The organism is Actinacidiphila alni, assembly GCF_900112845.1.
GTDB lineage: Bacteria > Actinomycetota > Actinomycetes > Streptomycetales > Streptomycetaceae > Actinacidiphila > Actinacidiphila alni.
Map to the genome: position 1 here is coordinate 19,986 of NZ_FONG01000023.1, position 18,159 is coordinate 38,144.

Here is an 18,159-nt window from a genome sequence, read left to right on the forward strand (position 1 = left end):
TCGCCGTCCACCACCGTGACCGCGGAACCGGTCAGCAGCACCCTGTCGCCCAGCAGCCGCGGGAGACGAAGTCGTAATCGCTCGTGGGATCGGCGGCGCCCGCGGTCGCGATCACCCCGCGCCGTGAGTGCCGGGCGAGCGCCGCGAAATCGGGCGCGAGGGCGCGGACGGTCCGTTCGTCGGCGACCTCGATCAGCAGGTCGCCGCAGTCGGAACCGGTGTCCAGCACGCTCAGCGGCTCGGCCCCCAGCGCGTCGGCGACGCCGTCGGGCGCCGCCACCGGGGGCAGTGGCGCGGCCGGGAAGTCGAGTGTGATCGCGCCGCTCTGCCGCGACCTGTTGGAGCCAGCCGTCGGGCGGGAATCCTTCCGCGTCGATCAGCAGCACCCCCGCCGGGTTGCCCGAGAACGGGCGGTGGGTGAAGGCGTCGACGATACGGATGCGCATGATCGCGAGCGTAGGCCCCCAGGTCGGAGGCGTGTTGTCGGATGTGGTTGTCATCCGAAAGGTTCCGATATATCGTTGAGCCATCGCGAACGATCAGCGATGTGTAATGACTCGACGAACGAAAGGAGCGCCATCATGCGTTCCCACGGACACGACCACGGACAGCACGGCCACCGCGGATGGGGTGAGCGCGACGAGCGCCGCTCGGCCTTCGGACCGTTCGGACCGCCCTTCGGCGGCGGACCCTTCGGGCCCGGCGGGCGCGGGCGCGGCGGACCGCGGGGGAGGGCGAGGAGGGGCGACGTACGTGCCTCGATCCTGGCCCTGCTCAAGGACCGGCCGATGCACGGCTACGAGATGATCCAGGAGATCGCCGACCGCAGCGGCGGCGCGTGGAAGCCGAGCCCCGGCTCGGTGTACCCGACGCTTCAGCTGCTGGAGGACGAGGGCCTGATCAGCAGCGCGAGCGAGGGCGGCAAGAAGCTGTTCACGCTCACCGACAGCGGCCGCACCGAGGCCGACGCGGGCCCCGAGGCACCCTGGGAGGACGCCGGCCGCGGCGTCGACTGGGATGCCATGAACGAGATCAGGAAGGCGGGCGGCGGTCTCATCGAGGCGTTCCGCCAGGTATGGGCCACCGGCACGCCCGAGCAGCGCGAGAAGGCGCTGGGCGTGGTCAACGACGCCCGCAAGAAGCTCTACCTGATCCTCGCCGACGAGGACGTCACCGACCTCACCAAGGAGTGACGCGCCGCGAGCGCCCCGGGGGCGGCCGGTTCCGTACCGGCGCGGCCCGTGACGCGGACGGTGGCACCGACACCTGCACGGACGACGAGCCGGTCCGGGCGTATCACGCCCCGGGCCGGCTCGATCCGCGTATCAGCAGGCGGGTCGGGATGATCCGCGGCTCCGCGGTGTCGACCGGGGCCGCGTCGATCAGCCCGCGCAGCGCCGCGACGGCCGCCTCCCCGAGCCCGCGCTGGTCCTGCGCGACCGTGGACAGCGCCGGGCGCACCAGCGCGGCGGCGTCGATGTCGTCGAAGCCGACCACCGCCAGATCCCGGGGTACGGACAGACCGGCGTCGGCCGCTGCGTGCATCGCGCCGACCGCCATCTGGTCACCCGCCGCGAAGATCGCGGTCGGCCGCTCGGCCACCGCGAGCAGCCGGCGGCCCGCCGCCACCCCGCTGTCGAGGAAGAAGTCGCCCTCGGTGACGTACGACGGCGGCACCGGAAGTCCCAGCCGAGCGCAGGCCCGCTGGTAACCCGCCAGCCGCTCGGCGGCCGGCGGCAGGTGCAGCGGCCCGGTGATGGTGGCGATCCTGCGGTGGCCCAGCGCGTACAGATGCTCCACCGCCGCTTCGGCACCCGCCGCGTTGTCCGAGCTGACGCGGACCGTACGCGGCCCGGTGAACGCGGTGTCGATCCCCGCGCAGGGCACGGCCGAGGCGGCCAGCACCCGCAGACAGCGGTCGTCCGGCGGGGTGGTGAGGACGATGACGCCTTCGAGATTGTGCCGCCGCACCGCCTGGAGATGCGCCGCGTCCGGATCGTCCGGCCCCGGGGCGGTCAGCAGCATCAGGTGATAGTCGGCCTCCGACAGCGCGGTGCGCACCGCGCTCAGCAGCCCGAGCAGAAAAGGGTTGTGGAGTCCTTGCGCCTCCTGCCCGCTGTCCCAGATCAGCCCGATGGTGTCGGAACGGCGCCTGACCAGCGTGCGGGCGGGCTCGTTGGGCGCGTAGCCCAGCTCGCTCGCCAGCTGCCGGATGCGGGCGCGGGTGGCCTCGCTCACCTCGGCCCGGTCGTTGAGTGCCCGGGACACGGTGGCGGTCGACACGCCGCTGCGGCGGGCGAGTTCACGAATGTTCACGGCGTACCTGATTCTGCGCGGGGGGAACAACGTGGAAACGTAGGGCGGGCGAAAGGTGACTCCTGCGTACAGTCTTGACGATCAGTCATCGTGAGGACAGACTTCCGGCCGATCGGAAACGTTTACGGCACTAGGTCCTGGTGACCCGCCAGGACCCCGACAGGAACGGGACGCCTGCGATGCCTACGAACGCACGACGACGCATACGCCTCAGAGGCATTCTGACACTCGCCACCGCCGCCGCGTGCATCGCTGCGGTGGCTTCCGTACCGGCCGAGGCCGGGGACAATCCCACCTACACCAACGCGAAAGCGCCGGTCGACGTGCGGGTGAAGGATCTGCTCAAGCGTATGACACTGGCCGAGAAAATTGGTCAGATGGACCAGATCTCCGTGGTCAGAATGCAGGGCGACTGCGAATGGAGCGGCGGCGAATTCACCCCGGCCTGCCTGAAGAAGGTGCTCGTCGACAACGCGGCCGGATCCGTGCTGTCCGGCGGCGGCGCGGGCCCATCGGTGAACACGCCGGAGAACTGGGCGAAGATGGTCAACACCGTCCAGAAGTACGCCATCGACAATTCGCGGCTGCACATCCCGATCATCTACGGGGTGGACGCCGTGCACGGCCACAACAACGTCCTGGGCGCCACGATCTTCCCGCAGGAGATCGGCATGGGCTCGACCTGGGACCCGGACCTGGTCGGCGACGCCGGCGCGTCCACCGCCAAGGCCGTCGCCGCCACCGGCATCGACTGGAATTTCGCGCCCGTCACCGACATCGCCCGCGACCAGCGCTGGGGCCGCTACTACGAGACGTTCGGCGAGGACCCGCTGCTCGCCGGCACGCTCGCCGCCTCCGCCGTCGAGGGCATCCAGGACGCCAAGGGCGCCAAGCAGGTCGCCGCGACCGTCAAGCACTTCGGCGGCTACGGCGAGCCCGGCAACGGCCACGACCGGGTGCCCGGCGACGTCTCGATCCGCTACCTCCAGGACACGCTGCTGCCCTCGTACAAGCAGGCGATCGACGCGGGCGCGCAGTCCGTCATGGTCAACTCCGGTGCCATCAACGGCATCCCGGCGACCGCCTCGCACTACCTGCTCACCGATGTGCTGCGCAAGAAGTGGGGCTGGGACGGCGTCGAGGTCAGCGACTGGGCCGATGTCGTGGCGCTGCAGAATTCGTACCACATCGCGGCCGACTACCCCGAGGCCATCGCCAAGGCCGTCAACGCGGGCCTGGACATGGCGATGGAGCCGTACGACGCGCAGGGCTGGAGCGACGGGCTGAGGACCGCCGTCCAGCGCGGACTGGTCACCGAGAAGCGCATCGACCAGTCGGTGGCGCGCATCCTGAAGATGAAGTTCGACCTCGGCCTGTTCGAGCACCCCTACGTCGACGCCTCCAAGGCCGACAGCCGGGTGATCGGCGCCGACACCGCGCTGGCGCGCCAGGCCGCCGACGAGTCGCAGGTGCTGCTGCGCAACGACGGCGATGTGCTGCCGATCTCCTCCTCGGCCAAGAAGATCGTGGTCGCGGGCTCCTACGCCGATGACATCAACGACCAGGTCGGCGGCTGGACCGTCGGCTGGCAGGGCGTCCCGGACGGTGTGACGCTGCCGGGCACCACCGTGCTCCAGGGCATCAAGAAGGCCGCGCCCTCCGGCACGCGGGTGGTGCAGGCCACGACCGCGGACGACGCGGTGGCCCAGGCCGCGGACGCCGATCTGACCGTCGTGGTCGTCGGCGAGAAGGCGGCGGCCGAAGGCAGCGCCGACAGCCCGCGCCCCGAACTGAGCGCGGACCAGGTGGCCCTGGTGAAGGCACTGAAGGCGACCGGCAAGCCGGTGGTCACCGTGGTGCTCGCCGGGCGCCCGCTGGTCCTCGGCGACGCGGACGGCACCCAGGGCCTGCTGATGTCCTGGCTGCCCGGCACCGAGGGCGGCAACGCGGTCGCCGACATCCTCTTCGGCAAGGTCAACCCGAGCGGCCGGCTGAACGCCACCTGGCCCAAGGACATCGGCAACGAGCCGATGTACTACCAGCAGCTGCCCGGCACCAACGCGGGACCTGAGTCCTTCGTGGACGCCGCCTACCCCTTCGGCGCCGGCCTGTCCTACACCACCTACGCCTTCGACTCGGTCAAGGCCCGCTCCGCCACCTCGCGGACCCGGGACACCGTCCACCTCACGGTGAAGGTGTCCAACTCCGGGAACCGCGACGGCGACCTGGTCGTGCCGGTGTACGTGTCGCGGCCGTCGAGCGATGTGCTCTCGCCGTCCCGCAGGCTGGTCGCCTTCACCAAGGTGCACCTGAAGGCCGGGCAGTCCCGCACCGTCTCGCTCGACGTCCCGCCGAGCCGGCTGGCCGTCACCCCGGGCGACATCGACGGCGCGGGCAAGCAGCAGGTCGAGCGCGGCGACTACGTCTTCACCGCCGGCGACAAGACCGCGGCGGTGACGATCCGCTGACCGCCGGAGCACCACCGCACGGATGACGGCGCCGGGCCGCGGACGGGTCACTTCCGTTCGCGGCCCGGCGTCCGTCCGTGCGACCGGGGGGGCGCGGCACTCAGTTCTGATGGGCCGTCAGATACGGCGGGTGCGGCGGACGGCCGCTGCTGCGCGGCGCCGTCGGGGGAGTGGCCAGCAGCCGGTTCACATGCGCGCGCGGCAGGCCGTGCGCCGGATTCACCGGCAGCAGCAGCCGGTCCGTGCGGTACCGGGCCTGGCGGACCAGCCGGCGCGGGATCATGTCGTCGGTCCAGGCGAACGGCCGCCCCGCCGCGTGCCGCAGGATCGGCGCCCACTTGCGCGCCGAATACCGCTCCGCCTCCCGCAGCACCGGATCGCCCGGCAGCGGCAGATAACCGGCGATCTCCACCACGGGTAACTGCGGCAGCCCCAGCCGCGGGGATATGTGCCGGTTGGCCTCGTGCTCCCAGGTGGTCGCCCAGACGAGGTCGTAGACATCGGCCAGTTCGCGCAACCACGCGCCGTGCCGCGCGGACAGCAGCACCGTGGAGGCCAGGATGTCGTGTGCGGCGAAATCCGGTGACGGCAGCACCGGATTGAGCACACCGTCGACATCGAGGAAGAGCAGCGGGCGGGCCATGGAACTCCTTCCCCGGCGGCGGGGCAGGTCGGTGCTTGTCGCCAGAGAGGGACGAGGCGGCGGGCCGGTACGGTTGCGGGTCGGACGGGAGGACATATGCACGAGAACGACGGTCCGGTTACCCCGGCGGGCGGGGACGATGCGTCGTCCGGCGCCGCGCCGGACGGTGGAGCCGGGCCCGACAGTACCGCCACCGACGACGCCGGCCTGCTCGCCCTGCTGCGGGCCGCGCCCGTACTGGCCGGTCCGCTGCCGGAATTCGACCCGGACGGCGCGCCGGACACCCCCGGCCCGCTGCTGGCCGCCTGGCTGCGGCAGGCGCTGGCCGACGGTGTGCCCGAACCGCATGTGATGACGCTCGCCACGGCCGCCGCCGACGGCACCCCGAGCGCCCGCGTCCTCATGCTGCGCGGCATCGACACCGCCGCCTGCGCCGTCGACTTCGCCTCGGACGCGGCCAGCCGCAAGGGCCGCGACCTCGCGGAGAATCCGCGGGCCGCCCTGACCTGGTACTGGCCCGCCCAGGGCCGCCAGATCCGGCTGTCCGGCCGCGTCCACGTGCTGGACACGGAGACCGCCCGCCGCGACTTCCTCGGCCGCTCCCCGGCGTCCCGCGCCGCGGGCTTCACCGGATCGATGAGCGGGACGCTGACCGGCGCGATGGCGTACGAGCGGGCGCGCGCCGAGGCCGAGGCGCTGGTGGCTGCGGAACCCGGGCGCGTCCCCGACGGGCACACCGTCTACCGGCTGCGCGCCCAGGAGGCGGAATTCTTCCAGGCCGACCCCGGGCGCTTCCACGTACGGCTGCGGTACGCGCGTGAGGACGAGGCGGCCGGGGCACGGGAACGCGAGGGCGGTCGGGACGACGCGGGCGGGCCGGGCGCCGCCGGCTGGACCCGGACCTTGCTGTGGCCATGACTCATCCCTGGGGATGAGCCGCGCGCCGGGCGCCCCCCTCCGGGGACGGAGACAGGGATGGACCCGGATGCCGATGCGCCACGCCGCTACCACCTGATGAGGTGGATGGCGTGTACAGCAACCACCGGCCGCCGCTCGACCTGAGCCACCTCGCGGACGACCTCCGTCTGACGGTGGAGCTGCGTTCGGTGGCGGCCAGCGCGCGGCGCCGCGCGACGCGGGACGGCGATCAGCAGATCGACACCGCGCACCTGCTGCACTCGCTGCTGGAGATCGACCCGGCGGCCCGCGCCGCGTGCGATGCCGGCACCGGACGCGTCGCCCGCGTGCTCGGCTATCTCGTCCAGCGCAGCATCGGCTACGGGCTGCGCTGGCACGGCAGCGTCGAGGACTCCGGCGCGCTGCCCGTCGTCCAGCCCGCGCACGCCACCGGCTGGAGCCCGTCCGCGGGCGCCGCGCTGCGCAACGCCGTCACCCTCGCCCGCCGCCGCGGCCGCCCGCAGGCCGACGGCATCGACCTGCTCGACGCCCTCGCCGCCGACCCCGCCTGCCGCGCCGTGGAAGTCCTGCGCGCCGCCGGACTGGACGTCAGTGGCTTCAGGGATGACGGTCCTGTCGCGAGCTGACATCATGACCCGATGCACGTAACTCAGCGGCGAAACGGGGGCCTCGGGCTCGCTCTGCTGTCCGCCTTCGCCTTCGGCGGCTCCGGTGTCGCCGCCAAGCCGCTGATCGAATCAGGGATGGACCCCCTGCACGTGGTCTGGATGCGCGTCGCGGGCGCCGCCCTGATCCTGCTCCCGGTCGCCCTGCGCCACCGTGAACTGCCCCGCCGCAGGCCCGGACTCGTCCTCGGCTTCGGCCTGCTCGGCATCACCGGCTGCCAGGCCCTGTACTTCGTGGCCATCTCCCGCATCCCGGTCGGCGTCGCCATCCTCGTCGAATTCCTGGGCCCCGCCCTGCTGCTGGGCTGGGTGCGGTTCGTCCAGCGCCGGACGGTCAGCCGCTCCGCCGCCATCGGCGTCGTCCTGGCCATCTCCGGCATGGCCGCCGTCGTCGAGATCTGGTCGGGACTCGCCTTCGACGCCCTCGGCCTGCTGCTTGCCTTCGGTGCCGCCTGCTGTCAGGTCGCCTACTTCGTGCTCGCGGACGACGGCGGCGAGCACGCCGGTACGGACGCCGGCGCGGGCTCCGGCCCGGTCGCGCCCGACGTGCCCGAGCCCATCGCCGTGATCGCCTACGGCCTGCTCGTCGGCACCGTCGTCCTCACCGTCGTGGCCCGGCCCTGGACCATCGACTGGACGGTGCTCGGGCAGCAGACCGCCCTCGGCGAACGCGACGTCCCCGCCGTCCTGCTCGTCGCCTGGATCGTGCTCGTCTCCACCGTCGTCGCCTACCTCTCCGGCGTCCAAGCGGTCCGCCGCCTCACCCCGCAGGTCGCCGGCGTCGTCGCCAGCATCGAGGCCGTCGTCGGCACCGTCCTGGCCTGGGTCCTGCTCGACGAACACCTGGGACTCGCCCAGATCGTCGGCGGCACCCTCGTCCTGGCCGGGGCTTTCACCGCCCAGACGGCCGCGGGCGGAAGGAAGAGGGAGGCCGTGCGGGGCGGTCCGGAAGCGGTCACGGCGGGGTCGGGCGAAGCCCCGGGCGAGGCCGGGGCGGCGGAGGCGGGCCTGGCCGAGGCGCCGGGACTGCCGTAGCCCAGGGGCCGTTGACCCTGCCCGGCACCCGCCCCGTAAGCTGCGCCCATGCACTCCACCGTTCTCCCGCCGCCCGTCGTCTGACGCGGGCGGCAGTACGGAAGACCTGGGTCCCTTCGGCTCCACGCGTGACCAACCGCGTGTGAGGCGGACGGGCGGGTCGGCGCTGTCCGCGTGCCGTGATCGGCGTACGCGCTGCGCACCCACCCACTGACCCACCTCTTCCGCGGGAGCATTCTCGTGTCACTCACCCATGTCTCCACCTCCACCCCGGTCGGCGCCCCGCTGTCCACCAACCGGGGCCTGCTGTACGTCGTGTTCGCCGCCACCGCCTGGGGCACGGCCGGCGCGGCGGCGGCGCTGCTGTACGACGGGAGCGGGCTCGGCCCGCTCTCGCTGACCTTCTGGCGGGCGGCCTGCGGCTTCGTCCTGCTGCTGGCGGTGAGGGCGGTGCGCCCGGCTGCCTCGGCGCCGCGGCGGCCCGCCGCCGAACCGGCGCGCCGCAGGGCGGTCCGCGTGCTGGCGACGGGGGCGGGTCTGACCCTGTTCCAGACGGCGTATTTCTGCGCGGTGAAGTCCACGGGACTGGCCGTGGCGACCGTGGTGACGCTCGGCTCGGGGCCGGTGCTGATCGCGGCTGTGGCCCGGCTGGGCATGGGGGAACGCCTCGGGCGGGGCGGCACGGCGGCCGTGGCGGGCGCCCTGGCGGGTCTCGCGGTGCTGGTGCTCGGCGGCGGGAGCACGGGGGTGCGCCCGCTGGGGGTGCTGCTGGCGGTGCTGTCGGCGACGGGGTACGCGGGGATCACCCTGCTCACCCGGTGGCTGGGGCGCAGCGGATCGGCGGGCGATCCGCTGGAGACGTCCCTGTGGTCGTTCGGGATCTGCGCGGTGGCGCTGCTGCCCGCGGCCTGGGCGGAAGGGCTGCTGCCGCGGGCGGCGGACCTCGGCCGTACGGTGCTGCTGCTCGGCTATCTCGCGTCGGTGCCGACGGCGGTCGCCTACGGCCTGTACTTCGCGGGCGCCGCGGTGCTGCGGGCCGCGACGGTGTCGGTGATCGCGCTGATCGAGCCGGTCTCGGCGGCCGTGATCGCCGTGGCGCTGCTGGGGGAGCACCTGACGGCGGCGACGGTGACGGGCACGGTGATCCTGCTGGCGGCCGTGACCTGCCTCGGGCTCGAGGAGGCACGGTCGGCGTCCGCGCAGCGCAGGACGGCGCCCGCTGTGGAGTGAGCCGGCGGATCAGCCGCGGTCGCCCGGCTCTTCCTGCCGGGCGGCCAGGCGGCGGGCCTGGTGGGTGCGGGCGGCGGCGTCGCGCGGCCCGTCGCGGTCCGCGAGCAGGTCCAGATCGCGGCGCTGCATCCACACCGGTTTGTTGCCGCCGAATTTGAACTTCGCCCGGACGTCGACGACATCGAGCCGGATGCCGCGGATGCCGGGCAGCATGCGGCCGAAGGGCGGCTCATCCGGTGTCACGGGCGCGGTGCCGCCGTCGGGCTGGAAGTGGCCGACCTGCCGCCGCAGCAGGTCGGCCTTGTGGCCCGGGTCGTCGACCACCCGGGCCGTGCAGTGCAGCAGGACGGCGGCGTAGAAGCTGGTCGGGGTGCCGTGCTCGGCGGGGCCGTCCGCGGGCGCGTGCCAGGGCCCGGGGATGAACGCGTAGTCGTCGACGACGCTGAGGGTGACCTGCGGGGCCGCCTCCAGCGCCGGCCAGATCGGGTTGGGCCGGGCGAGGTGGGTGACTGCCTCACCGAGCCCGTGGCCGCCGGCCGCCGGGTCGTAGGCGAAGTGCAGCGGCTGGACGAACGGTGGTTGCCCGGACGGCCCGTTGACGGTGAGCTGGCCGAAATCGTGGGCGGCCAGCCAGTCCCGCCACTCGCTGTCGTCGGTGGGCGCGTCCCAGGGGTGGATCAGCACGGCGGCGGCCTCACTTCCCGAGCGGACGGCTCAGATAACCGGGCAGCGGTATCGACGGGTCGAGGTCGTCGGCCGGGACCGGGGTGCCGTACCTGCGGGCGACGGGGACGACGCCGGTCCAGTACGGCAGCGCGATGTCCTCGGGCTCGTCGTTGGGGCCGCCGGTGCGGATCTTCGCCGAGACCTCCAGCAGATCGAGGCGGATGACGGCGGTGGCGGCCAGCTCCTTGGCGTCGGCGCGCCGTGAGTCGGCGGCGCGGCCCGGCACGGCCTGTTCGACGATCGCGTCCAGGGCGACCGCCCGTTCGCCGGGGTCGGTGACCTGGTGGGCGGTGCCGTGCACCACCACGGAGCGGTAGTTGATGGAGTGGTGGAAGGCCGAGCGGGCCAGTACCAGGCCGTCGACATGGGTGACGGTGAGGCAGACCGCGAGCCCGGCGTCCTCCCGCGCCCCGCGCAGCGGCCGGGAGCCGGTCGAGCCGTGCACATAGAGCCGTTCGCCGTGCCGGGCGTAGAGCGTGGGCAGGACGACGGGCGCGCCGTCCCGGACGAAACCGAGGTGGCACACATAGCCCTCGTCGAGGATGGCGTGCACCACGTCCCGGTCGTACGCGGCGCGTTCCCTGCTGCGGGTGGGGACGGTCCGGCCGGTCGGCGCATACGCGGCGGGAGGTGCGGAAGACATGGCGTCACCTTTGCACTAGTGCATAATGATGTTTGTGCTAGGAGATTACCGGATCACAGGTCGGGGCGCATCGGATATCGCGGCCAGCGTCGAGAGCGCGGTCGGCGCGGGCGTGCTGCGGCCGGGCGAGGCGCTGCCGCCGCTGCGCGAGCTGGCCCAGGAGCTGGAGGTCAATCCGAATACGGTGGCCGCTGCGTACCGGCTGCTGCGCGACCGCGGGGTGATCGAGACCGCGGGGCGGCGCGGCAGCCGGGTCCGCGCGCGGCCGGCCACCGCGCCGCGCGACGCGATCCGGATCGAGGTGCCGCCCGGCGTCCGCGACATCTCGGCGGGCAACCCCGACCTCGCGCTGCTGCCGCCGTTGGACGGGGCACTGGCCGCCGCGGCGGCACGGCACGCGGCGGCGCCCGCGCTCTACGGCGGTGTCCCCGTCGATCCGGAACTGGCGGCCGCGGCCCGCGCCGCGTTCGACGCGGACGGTGTGCCCGCGGGCCCGATCGGTCTCACTTCGGGATCGCTCGACGCCATCGAAAGAGTGCTGAGCGCCCATCTGCGCCCCGGTGACGCGGTGGCCGTCGAGGACCCCGGCTGGGGCAGCACCCTGGACCTCGTGCCCGCGATGGGGCTGCGGCCCGTCCCGGTCGCGGTGGACGACGAAGGGCCGCTGCCGGCGGACGTGGCCCGGGCGGTCCGGGCGGGCGCACGGGCGCTGGTCGTCACCGACCGGGGGCAGAATCCGACCGGCGCCGCGATCTCGGCCGCGCGGGCGGCCGAGCTGCGGTCGCTGCTCGCGGAGCACCGCCACGTACTGGTCGTCGACGACGACCATGTGCACGGGCTGGTCGACCTCCCGCTGCACTGCCTGTCCGGTGTCACCGACCACTGGGCGCTGATCCGCTCCACGGCCAAGGCGTACGGCCCCGACCTGCGGCTGGCGCTCTACACCGGCGACCCGGTGACCGTCGACCGGGTCCGCGGGCGGCACCGGCTCGGCGCGGGCTGGGTGAGCCATCTGCTGCAACGGGCCGTGGTGCACCTGTGGGAGACCGGGGCCGTCGACCCGGAGCGCACGGCACGTGCCTACGGTGAGCGGCGCGACGCTCTGGTGCGGGCGCTCGCCGCGCGCGGTGTCGCCGCTCACGGCCGCAGCGGCATGAACGTCTGGGTGCCGGTCAGTGACGAGACCGGCGCGGTGGCCGGACTGCTCCAGCGCGGCTGGGCCGTCGCCCCGGGTGCTCGCTTCCGCCTTGCCTCGCCGCCGGGGGTGCGGCTGACCGTCTCCCCGCTCACCCCGGACGACATCGGGCCGCTGGCCGACGCCGTCGCCGCCGTGCTGCGCCCGGCGGGACCGGGCGCCGCGGCGGACGTGGGTCGTTACGGCTGAGGCGCCGGCTTGGGGCCTGTTCGGGACCGCCGCTGAGTGAGCGCGGCGCCGGTCAGGATGACGGCCGCGCCGACCGGTTCGTTCCAGCTCAGTGACTCGCCGAGCAGCAGCACTCCGGCGGCCGTGGCCACGATCGGGATGAGATACGTGACCATCGAGCCGATCGTCGGGCCCTTCTCCGCGACCAGGCCGTACTGGATGAGGAAGGCGGCACCCGTGCCGAGCGCGCCCAGCGCCAGCACCGACAGCACCGACTTCGCCGGGTAGGAGTCCGGTATCGAGGTGAAGAACGGCGTGACGATCAGCAGTTGCAGCGTGCCCAGGCTCAACTGGCTCGCGGACATGGCCAGGTTGGAGCTGCCGGTGCCGGTGAGCGTGCGCCGTACGTACGCCCAGCCGACCGCGTAGCTGAAGGCCGCGGTCAGCGCCATGATCGTGCCCTTGGGGTCCTGGCCGGAGAAGCCCTGCCAGGCGCCGAGCACGGTCAGCACCCCGATGAAACCGAGACCGACGCCCGCGAAGCGCTGCCGCGACGGCCGGTCCTCGGACAGCGCGACCACCGACACCAGCATCGAGAACAGCGGTGTCGCCGCGTTGCATATCCCCGCCAGCATCGACGGGATGGTCTGCTCGGAATAGGCGAACAGCGAGAACGGCAGCGAATTGAGCAGCACCGCCGCGACCGCCAGGTGCAGCCAGACCCGCGGTTCGCGCGGCAGCCGCTCCCGCTTGACCGCCACCGCCACGGCCAGTACCGCGGTGCCGAACACCATCCGGCCGAGCGTCACCTGGAGCGGTGCGAACGCCTCGTTGCCGACCTTCATGAACAGAAAGCTGAAGCCCCAGACCAGGCCGAGCGACGCGAACCGCAGCCGCCAGTCGACGGTCCTGCGCGTCGTACGGACGGCGGCGCCGGCGGACGCCGTGGATACCGCGGGCACGGCATACGCGGCGGCCGTGGCGGAATCGACGGAGGAAGCAGCGGGGGAGCGGTCGGCGGAAGCGCCGGTCCTGGGTTCGGCGGGTGCGGTCATACGGCTACGGTGGCGCGTCCGACGTCGTAGAACAAGCGAGAAAAAGTACACGGACGGCGTAGAGTTGCTTACATGTTGAGTCTGGAACGCCTGCGGATCCTGCACGCCATCGACACCTACGGCTCGGTGAGCGCCGCGGCGGACGTGCTCAGCGTGACGACCTCGGCCGTCTCGCAGCAGATGGCCAAGCTGGAGCGGGAGACCGGGCAGCCGCTGCTGGCCAGGAACGGCCGCGGGGTGCGGTTGACCGACGCCGGACGGCTGCTGTCCGGGCACGCCGACCGGATACTGTCGCTGGTCGAACTGGCGCACGCCGACCTGGAGGCGCACCGCGGCGCCGCCGTCGGCGAACTGCGCGCCGGCGCCTTCCCCACCGCGGTCCGCGGCCTGTTCCCCGACGCGCTCAACGCGCTGCGCCGCGAGCATCCGCAGCTGCGCACGGTGGTGCACGAGCTGGAACCCCACGAGTCGCTGTCCCGGCTGGCGCGCGGCGACATCGACCTCGCCGTCGTCCTCGACTGGTACAACAAACCGCTGTCGCTGCCCACCGGCCTGGCCAAGGCGCCGCTCATCGACGACATCGCCGATGTGGCGCTGCCCGCAGGGCACCGCCTCGCGGGCTGCGCCGACATCGAACTCGACGAACTGATCGACGAGGACTGGATCGCCTGGCCCGACGGCGGCTTCTGCCACGAATGGCTGCTGTTCACCCTGCGCGGCAAGGGCATCGAACCGCGGATCGCGCACCACGCGGAGGAGCACGCCACCGTCCTCGCGCTCGTCGCCGCGGGCCTCGGTGTCGCCGTCATTCCGAGGCTGGGCCGCGACCCCATGCCCGAGGGCGTCCGTATCGCCCCCGTCCAGCACACGATGCACCGCCACGTCTACGCCGTCTGGCGCGAGGACGCCGACCGCCGCCCGGCGATCCGGGTGGCCGTGGACGCGCTGCGCCGTTCCGCCGGCCACGAGGCCGGCTGACGCCCCGGGAAACCGCCCCGGCCGTACGGCTGTCCGGCGCCGGGCACGACACCCCACCTGCCGCGCCCGGCACCGCCGGAGGATCAGCTGTCGAGCATCACCTGGCCGCCGGAGACCGTGACCTTCTCCGGGGGCAGCGGCGCCATCGCGGGACCGCCCGCGACACTGCCGTCGGCCACATGGAACTTGCTGCCGTGGCACGGGCAGTTGATCGTGCCGTCGGACACGCTGGCGACCTGGCAGCCCTGATGGGTGCAGGTGCTGGAGAACGCCTTGTACTGCCCCGCCGTCGGCTGGGTGACGACCACCTTCTGGTCGGCGAAGATCTTCCCGCCGCCGACCGGGATGTCCGAGGTCTTGCCGAGCGGGGTGCCGCCGCCGGCCGCCGCGGAGGTGGACGGCGCGGCGCCCGCGTCCGATGTGGTCGGGTCCGTGGCCGGGGCCGAGGACGACGGCGAGGAAGTGTCGGAGGAGGCGTCGTTCGACGAGTCGTCCGAATTGCCGCAGGCGGCCAAGGCCGCGGCGAGTCCCACGCCGCCCGCGGCCGCGACGATGCGGCGGCGGGTGGGCGGCACGGGGAATCGGGGGGTCTCTGCCATGAGGAGCGTCCTGTCCGTTCGTGGGGCCGGGCGGCGGAGGGACACCGCCCGGCAGCGTGGTGTCACGCGTGACGAGTCATACGGCCGCCGGGCCCGGGATGTTCAACGCCTCGCGCAAGAAATTCACCTGGTGCCTCAGCAGCCCCTCCACCACCGTCGCGTCGGTCGGCGAATGGGTCACTCCCGACAGCGGAAGCACCTGATGGGGGCGGTGCGCCGCCAGCAGGGCCGCCGACATCCGCAGCGCGTGCGCCACCACCACATTGTCGTCGGCCATGCCGTGCACCAGCAGCAGCGGCCGGCGCAGCGACGCCGCCTCGCCGATCGGTGACGAGCGCTCGTACGCCTCCGGCTCCTCGTCCGGGTGGCCGAGGAAGCGCTCCCGCCAGTGCGTGTCGTACAGCCGCTGGTCGCTCGGCGCCGCGCCGCTGATCGCCGCGTGGAAGACGTCCGGTCGGCGGATCACCGCGGTCGCCGCCAGTGTCCCGCCGTACGACCAGCCGCGGATACCGACCCGCCCGAGGTCCAGGTCCGCGCAGTGCTCGGCCGCCGCGCGCAGCGCCGTGACCTGGTCCTCCAGCGGCGCGCTCAGCGAGTCCCCGCGCACCGTCTTCTCCCAGGCCGGGTCCCGCCCCGGCGTGCCGCGGCCGTCCGCGACCACCACCGCGAAACCCTCCTCGGCGAACCACTGCGCCTCCACCATCGACCAGCCGCCGCCGCGCGTCACCAGCCGCATCGCGGGCCCGCCGTAGGAGGCGACCAGCACCGGCAGCCGCGCGGCGCCCGGCTCGTACCAGGACGGCAGCACCAGCGCGGTCCTGATCTCGCGCTCCCCGGCCCGCAGCCAGGTCACCCGCGGCGCGAGCGCCGGCGTCGCGGCCAGCGATGCGATGACGGTCGCCCGGCCGCCGTCGCGCAGCAGCGTCGCCCGATGACCGCGTTCGGTACGGGAGTCCAGCAGCAGGGCGCCGCCCGCGGCCGATCCGGTGTGCAGGCCGGGCCCGGAGCTGAGCCGTACGGGGGCCGCCGCGCCGCCCGGCCCCGCGTCGTAACGCCACAGGTGTTCCTCCGTCGGCTCGTCGCAGGCGACGAACAGCACCGACTCGCCCTGGACCGCGACCACTTGGCGGATGTGCAGACCGTCGGGCGTCACCGGCCGCCCGTCGACCGTGAGGCGCCTGCTGTTGCCGGTGTCGGCGGTGTGCACCAGCGCCCCGGACGCGGTCCGCGCGGGCGTACCCGGCACGAGCTCCACCCAGGCCGGATCGCGCTGCTCGTGCAGCAGCCGGGTGGCGCCGCCGTCCGGATCGGCGGCGAGCACCCGCACCGTCTTCTGATCACGGCTCTGGACGCCCAGCAGCGGCCCGTGCGCGTCCCAGGTCACGGCGGTCAGATATTCGTACGCGGTCCGGTCCCAGTCCACCTCGGTCCGGGAGCCGTCCAGGCCGAGGACGTACAGGGAGACGTCCGCGTTGGGCGTGCCCGCGGCCGGGTAGGCGATCGCGCGCGGCGGCCGGGACGGGTGCGCGGGATCGGAGATCCACCAGCGCCGTACGCGGGCGGTGTCGACGCGGGCGGCCAGCAGGGCGGAGCCGTCCGGCGCCCACCAGTGGCCGCGGACCCGGTGCATCTCCTCGGCCGCCACGTGCTCGGCGAGGCCGTAGGTGACGTCGGCGTTCTCGGGTGCGGCGAGCAGCCGGTCGGCGCCGCCGTCGAGGCCGACCACCCGCAGGGCGCCGTCCGTCACATAGGCCACCCGGCGGCCCGCGGGATCGGGCCGCGGGTCGACCACCGGGCCCGCGGTGGCGATCCGCCGCGCCGCCCCGCCGTCGGTGCGCACCGTCCACAAGGCGCCGTCCAGTGCGAAGACGACGGTCGTCACGGCGGCGTCGGTGGCGTAGGCGACGATGCCGCCGCTGCGCTCCCTGGCCCGCTCGCGCCTGATCAGCTCGGCCTGCGGCACCTCGCCGGGCGCGGCGCCGAGCGTGTCGGGATCGACGAGCAGCTGCTCGGCGCCGCCTGCCAGCAGCCACAGGCAGCTCGTCCGGTCCTCGGAGCCGCGGGTGCGCAGGAAGAGCACGCGCGCGCCGTCCGGCGAGAGCGTGAAGGAGCGGGGCACGCCGAGCGTGAAGCGCTGGGTGCGGGCCAGCTGCCGGGGCAGTTCGCGCGAGAGGTCGGTGCGCGGGTCGGGTGCCGGGTCGGGGTGCGGGGGATCGGTCGGGGCCGGGCCGGAAGAGCGTGCCGGATCATTGGTGTCCATAAGGGGACTCTGGCCCATTAACCTGGGGCGATGTTGAGAGAAGTGACGGGCATCCGCTATGTGACGCCGCTGCGCGAGGGCGGCTCGGTGCCCGGAGTCGTCGAGGCCGACGATCTCGGTACGTACGTCGTGAAGTTCACCGGCGCCGCCCAGGGCCGCAAGGCGCTGATCGCCGAGGTGATCGCGGGCGAACTGGCCCGGCGGCTCGATCTGCGGGTGCCCGAGCTGGTGCGCTTCGACTTCGATCCGGTGATCGGACTCGGCGAGCCCGACCAGGAGATCCAGGATCTGCTGAAGGCGAGCGGCGGGCTCAATCTCGGTATGGACTTCCTGCCCGGATCCCTCGGCTTCGATCCACTGGTCTTCCCGGTGGAGACGGCAGAGGCGAGCCGCATCGTCTGGTTCGACGCGCTCATCGGCAACGTCGACAGATCGTGGCGGAATCCTAACATGCTGGTCTGGCACCGGGACTTGTGGTTGATCGACCACGGCGCCTCGCTGATCTGGCACCACAACTGGCGTACCGCGCGGGCCGCCTCCGACAAGCCGTACGACGCCTCGGAGCACGCGCTGTCCCGCTTCGACCCCGATCCGGCCGCCGCGGCGGCCGAGTTGGCGCCGCGGGTCACCGACGCGCTGCTCACCGAGGTGACCGGGCTGATCCCCGACGAGTGGCTGACCGACGAGCCGGGCTTCGACACCCCCGACGACGTACGCCGCGCCTATCGCGAACTGCTGTTGAACCGCGCCGCGGACGTCCACCGGCGGATCACCCTGGCGCCCAAGCAGGGGGAGCGCCAGCCGCCGCCCGAATGGCTGCGGACCTGGGTCGAGGGGAAGAACGCGCAGTGACCGGCAGGGACGTCTTCGAGTACGCGCTGGTGCGCGTGGTGCCGCGGATCGAGCGCGGCGAGATGATCAACGCGGGTGTGCTGGTGTACTGCCGCGCCCAGAGCTACGTCGGGGCCCGGGTGCACCTGGACGAGGCCCGGCTGCGCTGCCTGGACGCCGCGGTGGACGTGCTGGGGGTGCGGGCGGCACTGCGCGGGTACGAGGACATCTGCGAAGGCGGCAAGCAGGCGGGACAGGCGGCCGGGGACGACCCCGGGCGGCGCTTTCGCTGGCTCACCGCGCCGCGCAGCACCATCGTGCAGCCGGGCCCGATCCACACCGGGCTGACCGCGGACGCGGCGGCCGAGGCGGATCGGCTGCTGGCGCTGCTGGTGCACTGACTCCGCCCGGGACCCGGCTCGGACCCGG

17 protein-coding genes and 1 pseudogene are annotated in these 18,159 nt (G+C 73.4%); 10 read left to right on the forward strand and 8 right to left on the reverse strand.

All coding sequences use genetic code 11. The features are described from left to right. Nucleotides 1–58: 58 nt before the first annotated feature. Nucleotides 59–446: pseudogene (locus BM076_RS29320) on the reverse strand (PhzF family phenazine biosynthesis protein); the annotation flags it as partial. A 135-nt stretch (nucleotides 447–581) separates the two neighbouring features. Here BM076_RS29320 and BM076_RS29325 point away from each other — a divergent pair. Further along, complete coding sequence (locus BM076_RS29325) at nucleotides 582–1,193, forward strand: PadR family transcriptional regulator (RefSeq protein ID WP_093716760.1); 612 nt, start codon at nucleotides 582–584, stop codon at nucleotides 1,191–1,193. A 103-nt stretch (nucleotides 1,194–1,296) separates the two neighbouring features. On the opposite strand, the gene BM076_RS29330 is transcribed toward BM076_RS29325, so the two are convergent. After that, nucleotides 1,297–2,316 carry a LacI family DNA-binding transcriptional regulator gene (locus BM076_RS29330; RefSeq protein WP_218160126.1) on the reverse strand — a complete coding sequence of 340 codons (1,020 nt, stop codon included), beginning with the start codon at nucleotides 2,314–2,316 and terminating at the stop codon, nucleotides 1,297–1,299. A 257-nt stretch (nucleotides 2,317–2,573) separates the two neighbouring features. Between BM076_RS29330 and BM076_RS29335 the strand changes: the two genes are divergently transcribed. Then, nucleotides 2,574–4,784 (forward strand): glycoside hydrolase family 3 N-terminal domain-containing protein, encoded by a 2,211-nt coding sequence (locus BM076_RS29335; protein WP_177246670.1) that lies wholly within the window; start codon nucleotides 2,574–2,576, stop codon nucleotides 4,782–4,784. 100 nt (nucleotides 4,785–4,884) lie between these two features. Here the strand turns inward: BM076_RS29335 and BM076_RS29340 are convergent, their stop codons facing one another. After that, nucleotides 4,885–5,427, reverse strand: a complete 543-nt coding sequence (locus tag BM076_RS29340; RefSeq protein WP_177246671.1) for an HAD domain-containing protein — start codon at nucleotides 5,425–5,427, stop codon at nucleotides 4,885–4,887. Nucleotides 5,428–5,523: 96 nt separating this feature from the next. Between BM076_RS29340 and BM076_RS29345 the strand changes: the two genes are divergently transcribed. The 4 genes from BM076_RS29345 (at nucleotide 5,524) to BM076_RS29360 (ending at nucleotide 9,275) form a co-directional block, all read left to right on the forward strand. Further along, on the forward strand, nucleotides 5,524–6,345 hold the full coding sequence (locus BM076_RS29345) for a pyridoxine/pyridoxamine 5'-phosphate oxidase (RefSeq protein WP_093716762.1): 822 nt from the start codon (nucleotides 5,524–5,526) through the stop codon (nucleotides 6,343–6,345). A gap of 110 nt (nucleotides 6,346–6,455) precedes the next feature. Then, nucleotides 6,456–6,971, forward strand: coding sequence for a Clp protease N-terminal domain-containing protein (locus tag BM076_RS29350; protein ID WP_322936547.1), 516 nt, complete (start codon nucleotides 6,456–6,458; stop codon nucleotides 6,969–6,971). A 12-nt stretch (nucleotides 6,972–6,983) separates the two neighbouring features. Continuing rightward, nucleotides 6,984–8,045, forward strand: coding sequence for an EamA family transporter (locus tag BM076_RS29355; RefSeq protein ID WP_093716764.1), 1,062 nt, complete (start codon nucleotides 6,984–6,986; stop codon nucleotides 8,043–8,045). 240 nt (nucleotides 8,046–8,285) lie between these two features. Then, nucleotides 8,286–9,275: a DMT family transporter gene (locus tag BM076_RS29360; protein ID WP_245796497.1), complete on the forward strand. Its 990-nt coding sequence runs from the start codon at nucleotides 8,286–8,288 to the stop codon at nucleotides 9,273–9,275. A 9-nt stretch (nucleotides 9,276–9,284) separates the two neighbouring features. Here the strand turns inward: BM076_RS29360 and BM076_RS29365 are convergent, their stop codons facing one another. After that, entirely contained in the window at nucleotides 9,285–9,959 is a 675-nt protein-coding gene (locus BM076_RS29365) for an FMN-binding negative transcriptional regulator (protein WP_093716765.1), read from the reverse strand. 10 nt (nucleotides 9,960–9,969) lie between these two features. Beyond that, entirely contained in the window at nucleotides 9,970–10,644 is a 675-nt protein-coding gene (locus tag BM076_RS29370; protein ID WP_093716766.1) for a pyridoxamine 5'-phosphate oxidase family protein, read from the reverse strand. A 34-nt stretch (nucleotides 10,645–10,678) separates the two neighbouring features. Here BM076_RS29370 and BM076_RS29375 point away from each other — a divergent pair, with 34 nt between their 5' ends. Next, nucleotides 10,679–12,028 (forward strand): aminotransferase class I/II-fold pyridoxal phosphate-dependent enzyme, encoded by a 1,350-nt coding sequence (locus tag BM076_RS29375; RefSeq protein WP_218160127.1) that lies wholly within the window; start codon nucleotides 10,679–10,681, stop codon nucleotides 12,026–12,028. Here the strand turns inward: BM076_RS29375 and BM076_RS29380 are convergent. Further along, complete coding sequence (locus BM076_RS29380) at nucleotides 12,019–13,062, reverse strand: DMT family transporter (protein WP_107416996.1); 1,044 nt, start codon at nucleotides 13,060–13,062, stop codon at nucleotides 12,019–12,021. The two genes, BM076_RS29375 and BM076_RS29380, sit on opposite strands and share 10 nt — an antisense overlap. A 72-nt stretch (nucleotides 13,063–13,134) precedes the next feature. On the opposite strand from BM076_RS29380, the gene BM076_RS29385 reads away from it, so the two are divergent. Continuing rightward, the gene (locus tag BM076_RS29385) at nucleotides 13,135–14,040 is read left to right on the forward strand and encodes a LysR family transcriptional regulator (protein WP_093716768.1); all 906 of its coding nucleotides are present in this window, start codon (nucleotides 13,135–13,137) and stop codon (nucleotides 14,038–14,040) included. A gap of 83 nt (nucleotides 14,041–14,123) precedes the next feature. Here BM076_RS29385 and BM076_RS29390 read toward each other — a convergent pair whose 3' ends face one another. Continuing rightward, the gene (locus BM076_RS29390; RefSeq protein WP_093716769.1) at nucleotides 14,124–14,639 is read right to left on the reverse strand and encodes a Rieske (2Fe-2S) protein; all 516 of its coding nucleotides are present in this window, start codon (nucleotides 14,637–14,639) and stop codon (nucleotides 14,124–14,126) included. Between the two features lie 76 nt (nucleotides 14,640–14,715). After that, entirely contained in the window at nucleotides 14,716–16,899 is a 2,184-nt protein-coding gene (locus tag BM076_RS29395; protein WP_093716770.1) for a prolyl oligopeptidase family serine peptidase, read from the reverse strand. A 30-nt stretch (nucleotides 16,900–16,929) separates the two neighbouring features. Here BM076_RS29395 and BM076_RS29400 point away from each other — a divergent pair, with 30 nt between their 5' ends. After that, nucleotides 16,930–17,751: a HipA family kinase gene (locus tag BM076_RS29400; protein WP_177246672.1), complete on the forward strand. Its 822-nt coding sequence runs from the start codon at nucleotides 16,930–16,932 to the stop codon at nucleotides 17,749–17,751. Continuing rightward, the gene (locus BM076_RS29405) at nucleotides 17,712–18,131 is read left to right on the forward strand and encodes a DUF3037 domain-containing protein (protein ID WP_093716772.1); all 420 of its coding nucleotides are present in this window, start codon (nucleotides 17,712–17,714) and stop codon (nucleotides 18,129–18,131) included. The genes BM076_RS29400 and BM076_RS29405 overlap by 40 nt, the downstream gene beginning before the upstream one ends. Nucleotides 18,132–18,159: the final 28 nt, after the last annotated feature.

Bases quoted from the DNA above. Each gene is read 5' to 3' on its own strand.
- BM076_RS29325 (WP_093716760.1), top strand. From the start codon at position 582: ATGCGTTCCCACGGACACGACCACGGACAGCACGGCCACCGCGGATGG.
- BM076_RS29340 (WP_177246671.1), bottom strand. From the start codon at position 5,427: ATGGCCCGCCCGCTGCTCTTCCTCGATGTCGACGGTGTGCTCAATCCG.
- BM076_RS29345 (WP_093716762.1), top strand. From the start codon at position 5,524: ATGCACGAGAACGACGGTCCGGTTACCCCGGCGGGCGGGGACGATGCG.
- BM076_RS29355 (WP_093716764.1), top strand. From the start codon at position 6,984: ATGCACGTAACTCAGCGGCGAAACGGGGGCCTCGGGCTCGCTCTGCTG.
- BM076_RS29370 (WP_093716766.1), bottom strand. From the start codon at position 10,644: ATGTCTTCCGCACCTCCCGCCGCGTATGCGCCGACCGGCCGGACCGTC.
- BM076_RS29380 (WP_107416996.1), bottom strand. From the start codon at position 13,062: ATGACCGCACCCGCCGAACCCAGGACCGGCGCTTCCGCCGACCGCTCC.
- BM076_RS29385 (WP_093716768.1), top strand. From the start codon at position 13,135: ATGTTGAGTCTGGAACGCCTGCGGATCCTGCACGCCATCGACACCTAC.
- BM076_RS29390 (WP_093716769.1), bottom strand. From the start codon at position 14,639: ATGGCAGAGACCCCCCGATTCCCCGTGCCGCCCACCCGCCGCCGCATC.
- BM076_RS29395 (WP_093716770.1), bottom strand. From the start codon at position 16,899: ATGGACACCAATGATCCGGCACGCTCTTCCGGCCCGGCCCCGACCGAT.
- BM076_RS29400 (WP_177246672.1), top strand. From the start codon at position 16,930: ATGTTGAGAGAAGTGACGGGCATCCGCTATGTGACGCCGCTGCGCGAG.
- BM076_RS29405 (WP_093716772.1), top strand. From the start codon at position 17,712: ATGGCTGCGGACCTGGGTCGAGGGGAAGAACGCGCAGTGACCGGCAGG.